Here is a 14908-nt window from a genome sequence, read left to right as displayed (position 1 = left end):
CGGATTGATCTGCCACGAACGAATGGGGCCTAGCGTGCGGGGTTCGAGAGGGTCTGTGGTGACCATCGGCGTGTACGACGGGGTCCATCGCGGGCATCGCGAAGTGATCGAGCGGACGGTCGGGCTGGCCCGCGAGCGGGGGGCGCGCAGCGTGGCGGTCACGTTCGAGCCGCATCCCGACGAGGTGGTGCTGCCGGGCACCCGGCGGGCGCGGCTGACCACGCTCAAGCGGCGCGCCGAGCTGCTGGCCGAGCTGGGCGTCGACGACGTCGAGGTGGTGGAGTTCACGCTCGACCTGTCGCGGACGAGCCCCGACGACTTCGCGCGGGCCGTGCTGAGCGAACGCCTCGGGGCCGCGGTCGTCGTCGTGGGGGCGGACTTCACGTTCGGCCACGGCGCCGCCGGTGACGTCGAGACGCTGCGCGCGCTGGGCGACAAGTACGACTTCGAGGTCGAGGTGGTGCCGCTGCTCGACGGCGTCTCCTCGACCTCCGTGCGCCGGCTGATCGTCGCCGGTGACGTCGAGGGGGCCGCCGCCGAGCTGGGCCGTCCCCATCGCGTCGAGGGCGTGGTCGTGCGCGGCTACCAGCGGGGGCGGCAGCTCGGCTTCCCGACCGCCAACGTCGAGACGCCGCAGCAGACGGCCATCCCGGCCGACGGGGTCTACGCGGGGTGGCTGGAGTGCGTCCCGGTGGCCAACCTGCCCGCGCCGTACGAGGGCGAGCGGTGGCCGGCGGCGATCTCGGTGGGGACGAACCCGACGTTCGAGGGCGTGCCGCGTACAGTGGAGGCGTACGCGCTCGACCGCGACGACCTGGAGCTCTACGGCGTGCACGTGGCGGTGGAGTTCGCCGCCCGGCTGCGGGGCAACACCCGGTTCGAGTCGATCGAGGCGCTGATCGACCAGATCCACGCCGACGTCGACGCCGCCCGCCGCATCACCTCGTGACACCGGGCGGGGCCTGATCGTCGCGGGCGCGAAGCACTTGACTCCGATGGTAACCTTGCATGTCGGCTCTGTAACGGGAGCGCTGCTGCGCTGCCCAACGACGGCCTTCACGCGGCGACTGTAGGCACGCACGGTCGTTCGCACTCTTCATCTCATTCACGCGTGTCCGTAGATCGAAGGAGAGCCGTGTCCCTCGACACCGCTGCCAAGAAGACCATCATCGGCGAGTACGCGACGACCGAGGGCGACACCGGTTCGCCCGAGGTGCAGATCGCGCTGCTCAGCAAGCGCATCAGCGAGCTCACCGAGCACCTGAAGACGCACAAGCACGACCACCACAGCCGTCGTGGCCTGCTTCTGCTCGTCGGTCGCCGGCGTCGTCTGCTGAAGTACCTGCAGAAGGTCGACATCCAGCGTTACCGGTCGCTCATCGAGCGACTCGGTCTGCGCCGATAACATGAAAGGGAGCGGCGCTCGACGCCGCTCCCTTCTCATATGGCTCCGCCCATGTGGGTAGGAGCACACGCGACCGGCGCGTCGTGGCGGGCAACCGCCGCGCCGTCGGCGTACAACTGAATATCCGAGACACACAGCCCCCGCGTCCGATTCAGCACCATGCGACCCGCGACGCCTGCGGGCCGGTCCTCGGTAGTGGCTTCCGGTAAGAACGACCGGGCGCTTCGATCGAAGACCGGCGCTGCACCTTCTATGGGGAGACGTGCTGACCGACCGCCGCCACGGTGCCGACCGGGCACGACGGATAGGCGGCGGTCTGACGAGCAGATCTCCTCATAGGCACGAGGGTGCCGGTGAGAAAAGAGGGCGCGGGTGACCGACCACAAGGAGGTCCCCCGTGGAGGGTGTCCACACCGCTGAAGCCGTCATTGACAACGGCTCGTTCGGCACGCGCACGGTCCGGTTCGAGACCGGCCGTCTCGCGCGCCAGGCGGCGGGTTCCGCCGTCGCCTATCTCGACAACGACACGATGGTGCTCTCCGCCACCACCGCGTCCAAGGCTCCCAAGGAGAACCTCGACTTCTTCCCGCTCACGGTCGACGTCGAGGAGCGCATGTACGCCGCGGGCCGCATCCCCGGCTCGTTCTTCCGCCGTGAGGGCCGTCCGTCCGAGGACGCGATCCTGACCTGCCGCCTGATCGACCGGCCGCTGCGCCCGTCGTTCGTCAAGGGCCTGCGCAACGAGATCCAGGTCGTCGCCACGGTCATGGCGCTCAACCCCGACCACCTCTACGACGTGGTCGCCATCAACGCCGCCTCGCTGTCCACGCAGCTCGCCGGGCTGCCGTTCTCCGGCCCGATCGGCGGCGTGCGGGTCGCGCTGATCGAGGGCCAGTGGGTGGCCTTCCCGACGCACCCCGAGCTGGAGCGGGCCACGTTCGACATGGTCGTGGCAGGCCGCCTGCTCGACGACGGCGACGTCGCGATCATGATGGTCGAGGCCGAGTCCACCAAGGACACGCTCAAGCTGGTCGCCGACGGCGCGGTCGCGCCGACCGAGGAGACCGTCGCGCAGGGTCTTGAGGCCGCCAAGCCGTTCATCAAGGTGCTGTGCGAGGCGCAGTCCCGCATCGCGCAGGTCGCCGCCAAGGAGACCGCCGAGTACCCGGTCTTCCTCGACTACCAGGACGACGTCTACAACGCGGTCGAGGCCGCGATTAAGACCGAGCTGGCCGCCGCGCTGACCATCGCCGGCAAGCAGGAGCGCGAGACCGAGCTCGACAAGGTCAAGGCGCTGGCCGCCGAGCGGCTGCTGCCCGAGTTCGAGGGGCGCGAGAAGGAGATCTCCGCCGCGTTCCGCTCGGTCATGAAGAAGCTCATGCGCGAGCGGGTCGTCAATGAGGGCCTGCGCATCGACGGCCGTGGCACCAAGGACATCCGCGCCCTGTCGGCCGAGGTCCACGTGGTGCCCCGGGTGCACGGCTCGGCCCTGTTCGAGCGCGGCGAGACCCAGATCCTGGGCATCACCACGCTGAACATGCTGCGCATGGAGCAGAACATCGACACGCTCAACCCCGAGCGGACCAAGCGCTACATGCACAACTACAACTTCCCGCCGTACTCCACCGGTGAGACGGGCCGCGTGGGCTCGCCCAAGCGCCGCGAGATCGGTCACGGCGCGCTGGCCGAGCGGGCGCTCATCCCGGTGCTGCCCTCGCGCGAGGAGTTCCCGTACGCCATCCGCCAGGTCTCCGAGGCCCTCGGCTCCAACGGCTCCACCTCGATGGGCTCGGTCTGCGCGTCCACGATGGCGCTGCTGGACGCCGGTGTGCCGCTCAGGGAGATGGTCGCCGGCATCGCGATGGGCCTGATCAGCGAGGGCGGCAGCTACGTCACGCTGACCGACATCCTCGGCGCCGAGGACGCCATGGGCGACATGGACTTCAAGGTCGCCGGCACCAAGGACGTCATCACCGCCCTCCAGCTCGACACCAAGCTCGACGGCATCCCCGCCTCCGTGCTGGCCGCCGCGCTGAAGCAGGCCAAGGGCGCCCGTCTGGCGATCCTCGACGTGATGCAGGAGGCGATCGACTCCCCGGCGGAGATGAACCCGACCGCGCCGCGCATCATCACCATCAAGGTCCCGGTGGACAAGATCGGCGAGGTCATCGGCCCGAAGGGCAAGATGATCAACCAGATCCAGGACGACACGGGCGCCGAGATCACCATCGAGGACGACGGCACGATCTACATCGGCGCCACCGACGGGCCCTCGGCCGAGGCCGCCCGCACGGCGATCAACAGCATCGCCAACCCGCACATGCCCGAGGTCGGCGAGCGTTACCTGGGCACGGTCGTCAAGATCGCGGCCTTCGGCGCGTTCATCTCGCTCATGCCCGGCAAGGACGGCCTGCTGCACGTCTCCCAGATCCGCAAGCTGCACGGCGGCAAGCGCATCGAGAACGTCGAGGACGTCATGGGCGTCGGCGAGAAGATCCAGGTCGAGATCGCCGAGATCGACGGCCGGGGCAAGCTCTCCCTCGTGCCCGTCGAGGTCATCGAGAAGGAGGCCGCCGAGAAGGAGGCCAAGGCCGCGGCCGGCGCCGAGGTCGGCGAGGCCCCCGCGCCCGAGGCCGACTCCGCCGACTCCGCCGCCGAGGAGAAGTCCGACCGGCCGCGCCGCACCCGGACCCGCGTGCGCACCAGCCGCCCCAACGAGGGCGACGACCGCAACTCGTGACCGGCCAACCACAGATCTCGGCACCCCCGAAGCAGGAGGCCTCGTGATGACCACCACGCTGCACCCCGGCAAGGACGGAGCCGGGGTCGTCAGGCGCACCGTCCTGCCGGGCGGGCTCCGTGTGGTGACCGAGACCATGCCGACCGTGCGTAGCGTCGCGGTCGGCATGTGGGTCGGCATCGGCTCGCGTGACGAGGCCCCCGAGCACATGGGGGCCACCCACTTCCTCGAACACCTGCTGTTCAAGGGCACGCCCACGCGGGACGCGATGGAGATCTCGGCCTCCATCGAGGGCATCGGCGGCGAGATCAACGCCTTCACCGCCAAGGAGTACACCTGCTACTACGCGCGGGTCCTCGACGAGGACCTGCCCGTGGCGGTCGACGTGCTCGCCGACGTGGTGACCAGCTCGCTGGTGACCGAGGAGGACGTCGAGTCCGAGCGCGGGGTGATCCTGGAAGAGATCGCCATGCACGACGACGACCCGTCCGACGTGGTGCACGAGCAGTTCGCGGCCGCGCTCTACGGTGACTCGCCGATCGGCCGGCCCATCCTGGGCACGGTCGAGTCGATCAACACCCTGGGCCGCGAGCGCATCGCCGAGTACTACCACCGCTACTACCGGCCGCGTACCACCGTGGTGTCGGTGGCGGGGAACGTGCGGCACGAGGAGGTCGTCGAGCTGGTCGCCCGCGCGTACGAGCGGGCGGGCGCGCTGGAGGGCCCCTACGAGTTCGCCGCGCCGCGCACCAGCGGGCCCGGCGCCGAGACCCGTTCCGGGGTCAGGGTGCTGGACCGGCCGACCGAGCAGGCCAACCTGGTGCTCGGCACGACCGGCATGTCCAGGACCGACGACCGCAGGTTCGCGCTCGGCGTGCTCAACGCCGCGCTGGGCGGCGGCATGTCCTCGCGGCTCTTCCAGGAGATCAGGGAGAAGCGCGGGCTGGCCTACTCCGCCTACAGCTACACCTCTGCCTACGCCGACACCGGGCAGTTCGGGATCTACGTGGGCTGCCTGCCCTCGAAGATCGACGACGTGCTCAAGATCTGCCGGGACGAGGTGTCCCGGGTGGTGGCCGAAGGGCTCTCCGCGGACGAGATCATGCGCGGCAAGGGGCAGATGCGCGGCGGGCTCGTGCTCGGGCTGGAGGACACCGGGTCGCGCATGTCGCGCATCGGCAAGAACGAGCTGGTCTACGACGAGCTGATGTCGGTGGACGAGGTGCTGGCGCGGATCGAGGCGGTCACCCCCGACGAGATCGGGGAGGTCGCCCGCGACGTCCTGAGCCGGCCGCTCACGCTGGCGGTCATCGGGCCGTACGGGGACAAGGACTTCTCCGAGGCCATCGCCTGACGCCCTGAGGTTCTGTTCTGAGATGGGGGAGTTCCCGGTCGGGGAGCTCCCCCATCGCTCTGCGGTCCCGGGGGTTGCTTGGGAGGGGGAGCCGGGCGTAATAGGGTTGGGCTGTGATCAGGGTTGGTGTGCTGGGCGCGCGTGGTCGCGTGGGCGTCGAGGTGTGCAAGGCCGTCGAGGCGGCGGACGACCTGGAGCTGGTGGCCGCGCTGGACAAGGACGATCCCGTCGAGGGGCTCGAAGGCGCCGAGGTGGTGGTCGACTTCACCCATCCCGACGTGGTCATGGGCAACCTGGAATGGGCCATCGCCCATGGCGTGCACCCGGTGGTGGGCACCACGGGGTTCGACGCCGGCCGGCTGGAGACCGTGCGCGGGTGGCTGGAACGCTCGCCGGGCGTCAACTGCCTCATCGCTCCCAACTTCGGCATCGCGGCCGTGCTCATGATGCACTTCGCGCAGCAGGCGGCTCGCCACTTCGAGTCCGTCGAGATCATCGAGCTGCACCACCCGAACAAGGCCGACGCCCCTTCGGGCACCGCCCGGCGTACCGCTGAGCTGGTGGCCGAGGCGCGCGGGAAGGCCGGGCTCGGCGGGATGCCCGACGCCACCAGCACCGCCCTCGACGGCGCCCGCGGCGCCGACGTCGGCGGCGTGCACGTGCACGCGGTGCGCCTGGCCGGGCTGATCGCCCACCAGGAGGTGCTGCTCGGCGGCGACGGCGAGATCCTCACCATCCGGCACGACACGATGAGCAGGTCGGCGTTCACGCCGGGCGTGCTGCTGGGCGTGCGCCGGGTGCGCGAGCTGCCGGGCCTCACCGTGGGCCTGGAGCCCCTGCTCGACCTGTGACCGCTGCACGACGTGCCCATGACCGCAAGGGATGGGGTCATGGGCACGTCGTGAGGAGAGGGTCCCGGCTCCGCACAGCCGGGCCTACGATCATCAACACTAATACGAGCGGCGTGGTCCGCCCGAAACGTGAGACCGTGTCGTCATGGTGCGATGGGCTGACCCGGACGAGCTCCCCGGGCTGATCTCCGTGGAGCTGGCCGCCGACAAGCTGTTCGAGCAGGCCGGAATCGTCTTCCCGCCCGGCACGACGATGGTCGAAGATGTCGACGACCCGGCGTCGGTGCTGGTCGAAGGCGATCCGCCGGCCGGGTTCGCGCTGATCGGGTGGGTCGACGGCAACCTGCACCTCGACCAGCTCGCCGTGCACCCGGACAACATGCGGCAGGGCGTCGGCGGGCGGCTGGTGGAGGCGGTGGCCGACCACGCGCGGGCCGTCGGGGCGCCGGCGGTCACGCTGACGACCTTCCGTGACGTGCCCTGGAACGCCCCCTGGTACGAGCGGCACGGCTTCGCGGTGCTGCCAGAGTCCGAGTGGGGCCCGGAGCTGCGCGAGCTGGTGGAACATGAGCGCGAGCTGGGCATCGAGGTGGCGCCGCGGGTCGTGATGCGCCGATAGCCTGAGTGGGTGAGCCGGTTTCGTGATGAGTTGTGGCAGGTCGTCGGCGGTGTGTACGACCAGATCCTGGCCCACCCGTTCCTGTCGGGGCTGACCGACGGATCCCTGCCGCGCGAGGCGTTCCGCCACTACGTGGTGCAGGAGGCGCACTTCCTGCCCGACTACGCCAGGGCGCTGGCGGCGTGCGCGGCGCGTTCGCCCGAGCCGTCCGGTGTGCAGCGGTTCGCCCGCGACGCCGCCATGACCGTCGAGGTCGAGCACAGCCTCGTGGTGGAGCTGCTGGCCGCGTTCGGGCTGGACGAGGCCGACGCGCGCAAGACGCCCGCCGGGCCCACGACGGTCGGCTACACCTCGTACCTGGTGCGCACGTGCTCGCTGGGGACGTTCCCCGAGGCGCTGGGCGCCATCGTGCCCTGCTACTGGATCTACGCCCGGGTCGGCGAGACCCTGCTCGGCCGGTCCTCTCCCGACCCGCTCTACGCCTGGTGGATCGACACCTACGGCGGCGAGGGCTACCAGGAGACCGTGGCCGGGGTGCTCGACCTGCTCGACGGGCTCGCGCCGGGCGGCGAGGAGCGGCTGCGGCTGCTCGACCGCGCCCTCACCACGGCCCGCTACGAGTGGATGTTCTGGGACGCGGCCTGGCGCCGGGAAGGCTGGCCATGCGGCTGAGGGACCTCCTCCAGGCCGACCAGCTGGCCCTGAAGGTGCTGACCGGGCACGACCTGCTCGACCGGCGCGTACGCGGTGTCGCGACGACCGACCTGCCCGACCCCGCCATGTTCGTCAAGACGGGCGAGCTGGTGCTGACCGAGCTGACCTGGCACACCGGCCCGGCCTCCTCCCGCGACTTCGTCACCAGCCTCGGGGACGTGGCGGCGCTGGTCGCGGGCACCGCGCTCAAGGTTCCGCCCGCCGACCTCATCGACGCCTGCGCCGAGGCCGGGTTGCCGCTGCTCACCCTGCCGGTGGACGTGCCGTTCAGCCAGGTCACCGAGCACGTGCTGCGGGCGCTGATCGCCGAGCTGGGCACCCCGCCGCGGCCCGCGTACGCCGCCCGCAGGCGCCTGGCCAGCACCCTGGTCGACGGCGGCAGCCTCACCAAGCTCGTCACGGCGGTGGCGGGCGAGCTCGACGTGCCCTGCTGGGTGCTCTCGCCGACGGGCCGGGTGATCGTCGGCTCCCAGCCGCTCGGCGCACCGGCCCGGCTGCGGCTGGCGCACACGTTCCTGACCGCGCGTTTCCTGCCGGGGATGGTGACCCAGGAGGACGGCACGACGCTGTCGGTGTTCCCGGTCGGCAAGGGGGCGCCGCACCGGATCGCCAACTGGTTCCTGGCCTACGCGGGCGAGCAGGTGCAGGGGGAGAACGAGGACCTGATCGTCGAGCTGGCCGCGCTCGTGGCGCTGGAGCGCTCGCGGCTGGAGGCGGCGCAGCGGATCGAGCGGCGGGTGCTCGACCAGCTCCTGACGCTGCTGGAGTCGGGGGACGCGGCGCTGCCGGGAGTGGTCTCGCGCCTGCACACGCTGCACGTGGAGACCGAGCACGGCCTGCTGGCCGTCGCCCTGTCGGCGCGGCTGGACGGCGGCGCCGACGAGGTCGCCGTGCCCGTGCTGGACGAGCTGCTGCGGCCGCTCGCGCCCGGCATCGTCACGGCCACCGGCGCCGCCGAGGCGGTCGCGCTCGTCCCGCTGGCGGGCAACACGGCCGAGGAGCTGACCGCTCACGTGCTCAGGGGCGCGCGCACCCTGGAGGCGGGGCTCGGCCAGGGCCGCATCACGCTCGGGCTGAGCAGCGTGACAACCGGCCCGGCGGCGCTGAGCAGCCTCATCGAGGAGGCCAGGCACGCGCTCACGCTGGCCGCGTTGAGCGGCGACCGGGTCAGCGTGATCACCGGCGACGACGTCAGCTCCCATCGCACCCTGCTGGCGGCCATCCCGGGGGAGCTGCGCCGGGCGTTCCGGTCACGGCTGCTGGGGCGGCTGGAGTCGTACGACGCGGCCAACCAGACGGACCTGCTGGAGACGTTGCAGGCGTACCTGGAGGAGTCGGGCTCCTTGGTGGCCACCGCCGAACGCCTGCACGTGCACGTCAACACCCTGCGCTACCGGCTGCGCCGGATCGAGGAGCTGACCGGCAGGTCGCTGAACTCCTGGGACGAGCGGGTCGACTTCCTGCTGGCGCTCAGGATGCGCTGAGGCGGGCCTGTACCTCGTCCACGCTGGGGTTGACCAGGGCGGAGCCGTCCGGGAAGACGACCGTGGGGATGAGCCAGGAGCCGCCGTTCAGCTCGGCGATGAGGTCCACGGCGCCGGGGGTCTCGTCCACGTCGAGCTCGGTGTACGGGATGCCGGCGCGGGAGAGCTGCGCCTTCAGCCGGTGGCAGTGGCCGCACCAGGGAGCGCTGTACACGGTGATCATGTATTTCCGATCCGTTGGGTGGGTTTGACGGGTGGCGCGAGCGCCGAATACTCTCATGTGCCAACTGGAGTTTACCGGTAGACACTGCAGCTAGGCGGGTTAACCGGTCGTGTGAAAGTAGGGTCCCCCGGTGACCGATCTGCCTATTTCCCGGCGTTCTGTCCTGCGGTCCGCCGCCTTCGCGGGGGCGCTCGCCGTACTGCCCGGCCTGTTGTCGGCCTGCGGTTCGTCCGAGCCCGCCGGCACAGGCACGGGCGCCAAGAAGAGCCTCGACGTGCTGCGGGTCGCCCTGCCCTCCTCCATCGGCTCGCTGGACGCGGCCAAGGAGGCGGGCATCATGAACTACGTCGTCGCCCTGCTGGTGCAGGAATCCCTGGTCGGCGTCGGCCCGGACGGCAGCCTCCAGCCGTCCCTGGCCGAGTCCTGGGCCAGGAAGGACGCCACCACCTACGTCTACAAGCTGCGCGGCGGCGTGACCTTCTCCGACGGCAGCCCGCTGACCGCCGCCGACGTGGTCGCCAGCCTGAACCTGCATGCGAAGAAGGGCTCGACCACCGCCTTCGCCTACGCCTACGCCAACGTGGACTCGATCGAGGCGACCGGCGACGCCGAGGTGACGATCAAGCTCAAGAGCCCCGACGCGGCGTTCGCGTGGGTGCCCACGCCCGGCACGCTGCTGGTGACCAGCGAGAAGTTCATCCAGGCCACCGGCGAGCGCATCGGCACGCCGGAGGGCAAGCTGCTGGGGACGGGGCCGTACAAGGTGGCCGAGTTCGCCCCCGACTCGCACGTCACGCTGGAGCGCAACGACTCCTACCGAGGTGGCAAGCCCGCCTTCCGGCAGATCAGGATCGACTTCATCCCCGAGGAGTCCACCCGGCTGCTGGCCATGCGCGGCGACAACGTGGACGTCGCGCTCAACGTCCCCGCCGAGCAGATCGACCAGTGGAAGGCGGTGCCCGGCGCCCAGGTGCTGACCGCGGGCGACCGTTCGCTGGTCACGCTGGCCTTCAACACGGCCAAAAAGCCCTGGGACGACGTCCACGTGCGCCGGGCCGTCGCCCACGCCGTGGACCGGGAGGGCATCGTCAAGAGCGTGCTGCGCGGCCACGGCAAGGTCGCCACCGCCGTCCCGGACCCGGCCCAGTGGGGCGGCGTGCTGGGCGAGGCCGCGGTCACCGCCCTGTACGCGTCCATCCCCCAGTACGGCTTCGACCTGGCCCAGGCCAAGGCCGAGCTGGCGAAGTCGGCCACGCCGCAGGGGTTCGCCGACACGCTCACGTACCCCAGCAGCGGCCCGCAGCTCGGCCGGGCGGCGCTCACCCTGGCCGAGAACCTCAAGACCATCGGCATCACGCTGGAGGTCAAGGAGGTGCCGCTCGAACAGTGGATCGCCGACCTCGGCAAGCACGCCTCCGGGATCTACCTCGGCTGGTACTTCGCCACCACCGGCGACCCCGCCGAGTACATCCAGCAGCTCCTGCACGGCGGCGCCGTCGGCGAGAACGGCACCAACATCGCCGAGTACGACAATGCCGAGGTGACCGGCCTGCTGGACCAGGCCAAGGCGGGCACCGACGACGCCGCCCGGGGCAAGCTGCTCGGTCAGGCGCTGGTCAGGGCGGCGGCGGACGTGCCGTACCAGCCGTTGTGGTGGGGTGAGGCGGCCACCGCGTTCGGCAAGGCGGTCGCCGCCGAGGGCTTCGGCCCCTACTTCTTCGTCGGCCCGTGGGCGACGAAGGTGGCCGCACGCTGATGACCGACCCCACCGACGCGCGCCCGGCCGCGCCCCGACCGACCGACCCCCTCGACGCCCGGCAGGCTGCGTCCCGAACGACCGACCCCACCGACGTGCACCAGGCTGCGGCCCCGACGCGTGACCCCCTCGACGTGCACCAGGCGCTGGCCGGGGTGCGGTATCCCGAGTCGGTGTCGCTGCACCCCGACGGCGACCGCGTCGCCTGCGTGATCGACGGCGTCGCGCACGTCGTCACGCTCGACGGCGTCCTGGAGGCCGTGGGCGACTGCCAGGGGCCGGTCCGGTGGCTCCCCGACGGACGGTTGCTGCGCACGCCGTCCCCGTCCGAGCTGGCCGTCGAGGGCTGGCGGGCCCGCGTGGACGGCGAGATCGAGGACCTGATCCCCGGCGAGGACGGCACCGTCCTGGTCCGGCTGGCCGACCCCGGCAGCGACCGCGACGGCAGCCACCTGGGCCTGCGCGTGCCCGACGAGTCCGACCCGTTCGTGCTCACGCCGGGCGGACGGCTGCGCCGCCTGGCCTGGTTCGAGCTCGGCGACGACCGTCCGCACGAGATCGTGCTGCCCGGCCTGACCGTGTGGGACGCCGACTGGCGCGACCGCCGCGCCCTCGCGGTGACCTCGGAGGACGAGACCCCCGCCGGCTACTACCGGCCCCGGCTCGACCTGGTCGAGGACGGCGAGGTGCGGACGTTGCACCGCACGTCCTGGCAGCTCAGCCGGCCCCGGCTGGCCCCGGGCGGGCGGACGGCCGTGGTGGTCGAGGGGCTGTCGATCGTCTCGGGCCGCGTCCTGCGCGCCGACCTGGTCACGGGGGAGGTGGCGTACCTGGGCGAGCTGGACGACGTCACCGACCTCGGCTGGCTGGACGACCAGACCCTCTGGTTCACCGGCTGGTCGGGCACCGGCGTCCACGGCGGGGTGCTCGACGCCGCCGACGGCCGCGTGCTGAGCCGCTGGACGGCCCGCGGGACGCTGGGCGGCCGCGACGGCCAGCCCTCGTTGTCCGCGGACCGCGCCGGCACGGTGGCCGCGGCCTGCTGGGAGAGCCCCGAGCTGCCCCCAGAGGTCGCCGTGGCCGTCCTCGGAGAGGGCGAGTGGCGTCCGGTCACCGCGCTCAACGCCGGGCTGGCCGGGCTGGCGGTGCACCAGGAGGAGACCACCTGGACGGGCCGCGACGGCCTCCCGATCAGCGGCCTGCTCCTCACCACCCCTGAGCACGGAGACACCACCCCTGAGCACGGAGCCGGGCCCAGGCCGTTGGTCGTCATGGTGCACGGCGGGCCCACCTGGTTGTGGTCCAGCTCGTTCGCCCCCGCCGAGTCGAACCAGCTGGCCGTGCCGCTCGCGCACGCCGGCGCCGCCGTCCTGCTGCCGAATCCCAGGGGCAGCAGCGGCCGCGGCCAGGACTACGCCCGCGCGGTCATCGGCCAGGCCGGCGAGGCGGACCTCGACGACGTGCTGGCCGGCGTGGACCACCTGGTCGCCACCGGCGTCGCCGACCCGGACCGCGTCGCGATCATGGGCCTGAGCTACGGCGGCTATCTGACCGCCTGGGCCGTCACCCGCACGGACCGTTTCCGCGCCGCCGTCGTCATGTCCGGCGTGAGCGACTGGCTGAGCTTCTCGACCGCCAGCAACCTCGCGGGCGGCTTCGACCCGCTCTACCACGCCGGGGCCGACCCGGCCACCGCCGAGGGACGCGAGCGCCTGGCCGCCCGCTCACCCGTCCACCACGCCGCCAAGGCCGCCAAGGCCGCCACCCCGACCCTGATCCTGCACGGCGAGCGCGACCGCACCACCCCTCCGGGACAGGCGGAACAGCTCTATCGTGCCTGGTCGGCGGCGGGCGTGAGCACTCAACTGGTCCTCTACCCTCGGGAGGGTCACGAGCTGGTCGAGCCCGCCCACCGCAGGGACGCGGCACAGCGCGTGATCGGCTGGCTGACCGGGGGCGGGGTGTTGTGATGGGCTGGGCCGGGTTCCTGCTGCGCAGGTCCGCGGGCACCGCCGCCGTCGTGCTGCTGCTGTCGGCGGGCGTGTTCGGCCTGCTCTACCTGGCCCCGGGCGACATCCAGCAGACCCTGCTCGGCACCCGTCCGGCCACCGCCGAGACGATCGCCGCCCTGCGCGCCCGCTACCACCTCGACGACCCCGTCGCCGTCCAGTACCTGCGCTGGCTCGGCGGCGTGCTCGGCGGCGACCTCGGCACCTCCATCAGGACCGGGCAGCCCGTCGCCGACATGCTCGGCGAACGCCTGCCGCGCACGCTCGTCCTGACCGGCTACGGCACGCTCCTGGCCGCGCTGATCGGCCTGCCGCTGGGCGTGCTGGGCGCGCTGCGCAAGGGCCGGGCCAGCGACCGCCTGGTGGTGACCGCCGGAGTGGTGGGGCTGAGCGCGCCGCCGTTCGCGGTCGGTCTGCTGCTGCTCGTGGTGTTCGCGCTCTGGCTCGGCTGGTTCCCCGTCTACGGCACGGGGGAGGGGTTCGCGAGCGAGCTGTGGCACCTGACGCTGCCCGCCGTCGCGCTCGCGGCGGGGGCGGCCGGGATGTTGCTCCGCTTCAGCAGGGCCGCGCTCGTGCGTGAGCTCGACCAGGACTACGTGGTCTTCGCCCGCGCCCGCGGCCTGAGCGCGCCCGTCGTGCTCGGCTACGCGATGCGAAACTCGCTGGTGCCCGTCCTGACCGCGGCCGGGCTCGTCGTCACCGGCATGCTCGCCGGGACCGTGCTGGTGGAGGTCACGTTCGCGCTGCCGGGGCTGGGGTCGCTGCTGGTCGACTCGGTCACGTTCAAGGACGTGCCGGTGGTGCAGGCGCTCGCGCTGCTGCTCACCTTGCTGATCGCCGCCGTCAACCTGCTGGTGGACGTCGCCTACTCGGTGGCCGACCCCCGCGTGCGGCTCGGCGGGGGTGCGTCATGACGGCGCCGGGCCGCACGCGGAGGCGGGCCCTCGTCCCCCGGTTCCCGCTCGCGGTGCCGCTGGCCCTGGCCGTGCTCGTGCTCGTCGTGGCCGCCGCCGCGTTCGCCCCCTGGCTGGTCCCCGGCGCCACCGCCCAGGACCTGATGACCGGCATCTCCATGCCGGGCCCCGGCCACCCGCTCGGCACCGACGACCTCGGCCGCGACGTGCTGAGCCTGCTGGTCGCGGGCGCGCGCACCGCCGTGCCGGGGGCGTTCGCCGTGGCGGCCGGATCCATGCTGATCGGCAACCTGCTCGGCCTGGCCGCCGGCTACTTCGGCGGCTGGACGGACACCCTGGTCATGCGCTGGGCCGACCTGATGTTCTCGCTGCCCGCGCTGCTGGTCGCCATCGTCGTGGCGGGCGTGCTCGGCGGCGGCTACGGCCTGGCCGTCGCCGTGCTGGTCGTGCTGTTCGCGCCCACCGACACGCGGGTGGTGCGCGGCGCGGTCCTGGAGCAGCGGCACCGGCCCTACGTCGAGGCGGCGCTGCTCAAGAACCTGTCGTCCTGGCGGATCATGACCCGGCACATCTGGCCGAACATCGTGCCCGTCAGCCTGGCCTCGGCCTTCCTGAACTTCGCCTTCGCCCTGGTGTCGCTGTCATCGTTGTCGTTCCTCGGGCTGGGCGTGCCCGCCGGCTCGCCCGACTGGGGGCGCACGCTGGCCGACAACCGCACCCAGCTCCTGGCCAACCCGTGGGCGGTCATCGCGCCCGGCCTGGCGGTGATCGTCACCGCCGCGGCGCTCAACCTGGTGGGCGACTGGCTGCACGAACGCTTCGAGCGGAGGGCGCGGTGA

At 72.0% G+C, this 14908-nt stretch carries 13 protein-coding genes; 12 read left to right on the top strand and 1 reads right to left on the bottom strand.

Annotation, left to right across the window (positions count from 1 at the left end; genetic code table 11):
- Window positions 1-22 precede the first annotated feature (22 nt).
- From ABZ815_RS05865 to ABZ815_RS05830, 8 genes are all read left to right on the top strand, one after another.
- Window positions 23-949, top strand: coding sequence for a bifunctional riboflavin kinase/FAD synthetase (locus tag ABZ815_RS05865; protein ID WP_357694406.1), 927 nt, complete (start codon window positions 23-25; stop codon window positions 947-949).
- 186 nt (window positions 950-1135) lie between these two features.
- The gene (gene rpsO, locus ABZ815_RS05860) at window positions 1136-1405 is read left to right on the top strand and encodes a 30S ribosomal protein S15 (RefSeq protein ID WP_195896693.1); all 270 of its coding nucleotides are present in this window, start codon (window positions 1136-1138) and stop codon (window positions 1403-1405) included.
- 397 nt (window positions 1406-1802) lie between these two features.
- Window positions 1803-4145, top strand: coding sequence for a polyribonucleotide nucleotidyltransferase (locus tag ABZ815_RS05855; RefSeq protein WP_357694404.1), 2343 nt, complete (start codon window positions 1803-1805; stop codon window positions 4143-4145).
- A 46-nt stretch (window positions 4146-4191) separates the two neighbouring features.
- Entirely contained in the window at window positions 4192-5499 is a 1308-nt protein-coding gene (locus tag ABZ815_RS05850; protein ID WP_357694402.1) for a pitrilysin family protein, read from the top strand.
- Window positions 5500-5612: 113 nt separating this feature from the next.
- Complete coding sequence (dapB, locus tag ABZ815_RS05845; RefSeq protein WP_189652749.1) at window positions 5613-6350, top strand: 4-hydroxy-tetrahydrodipicolinate reductase; 738 nt, start codon at window positions 5613-5615, stop codon at window positions 6348-6350.
- A gap of 145 nt (window positions 6351-6495) precedes the next feature.
- Window positions 6496-6969: a GNAT family N-acetyltransferase gene (locus ABZ815_RS05840; protein WP_357694400.1), complete on the top strand. Its 474-nt coding sequence runs from the start codon at window positions 6496-6498 to the stop codon at window positions 6967-6969.
- A gap of 9 nt (window positions 6970-6978) precedes the next feature.
- Window positions 6979-7641, top strand: a complete 663-nt coding sequence (locus tag ABZ815_RS05835) for a TenA family protein (protein ID WP_357694398.1) — start codon at window positions 6979-6981, stop codon at window positions 7639-7641.
- Window positions 7632-9167, top strand: coding sequence for a PucR family transcriptional regulator ligand-binding domain-containing protein (locus tag ABZ815_RS05830; RefSeq protein WP_357694397.1), 1536 nt, complete (start codon window positions 7632-7634; stop codon window positions 9165-9167). The genes ABZ815_RS05835 and ABZ815_RS05830 overlap by 10 nt, the downstream gene beginning before the upstream one ends.
- On the opposite strand, the gene ABZ815_RS05825 is transcribed toward ABZ815_RS05830, so the two are convergent.
- Complete coding sequence (locus tag ABZ815_RS05825; RefSeq protein ID WP_357694395.1) at window positions 9154-9390, bottom strand: glutaredoxin domain-containing protein; 237 nt, start codon at window positions 9388-9390, stop codon at window positions 9154-9156. The two genes, ABZ815_RS05830 and ABZ815_RS05825, sit on opposite strands and share 14 nt — an antisense overlap.
- A gap of 130 nt (window positions 9391-9520) precedes the next feature.
- Here ABZ815_RS05825 and ABZ815_RS05820 point away from each other — a divergent pair, with 130 nt between their 5' ends.
- Genes ABZ815_RS05820 through ABZ815_RS05805 form a run of 4 tightly spaced genes read left to right on the top strand, consistent with a single transcriptional unit; the run spans window position 9521 to window position 14908 of the window.
- Window positions 9521-11146: an ABC transporter substrate-binding protein gene (locus tag ABZ815_RS05820; RefSeq protein ID WP_357694393.1), complete on the top strand. Its 1626-nt coding sequence runs from the start codon at window positions 9521-9523 to the stop codon at window positions 11144-11146.
- Window positions 11146-13116 carry a S9 family peptidase gene (locus tag ABZ815_RS05815; protein ID WP_357694391.1) on the top strand — a complete coding sequence of 657 codons (1971 nt, stop codon included), beginning with the start codon at window positions 11146-11148 and terminating at the stop codon, window positions 13114-13116. Before ABZ815_RS05820 ends, ABZ815_RS05815 begins: the two co-directional genes overlap by 1 nt.
- Window positions 13116-14069, top strand: coding sequence for an ABC transporter permease (locus tag ABZ815_RS05810; RefSeq protein ID WP_357694389.1), 954 nt, complete (start codon window positions 13116-13118; stop codon window positions 14067-14069). The genes ABZ815_RS05815 and ABZ815_RS05810 overlap by 1 nt, the downstream gene beginning before the upstream one ends.
- A complete protein-coding gene (locus ABZ815_RS05805) occupies window positions 14066-14908 on the top strand; it encodes an ABC transporter permease (RefSeq protein WP_357694387.1) in 843 nt (280 codons plus the stop codon). Before ABZ815_RS05810 ends, ABZ815_RS05805 begins: the two co-directional genes overlap by 4 nt.

The sequence above is a fragment of the Nonomuraea sp. NPDC047529 genome, from assembly GCF_040642995.1.
Classification (GTDB): domain Bacteria; phylum Actinomycetota; class Actinomycetes; order Streptosporangiales; family Streptosporangiaceae; genus Nonomuraea.
The sequence above is the reverse complement of the archived record's forward strand: the minus strand, read 5'-3'. Positions and strand labels throughout refer to the sequence as shown.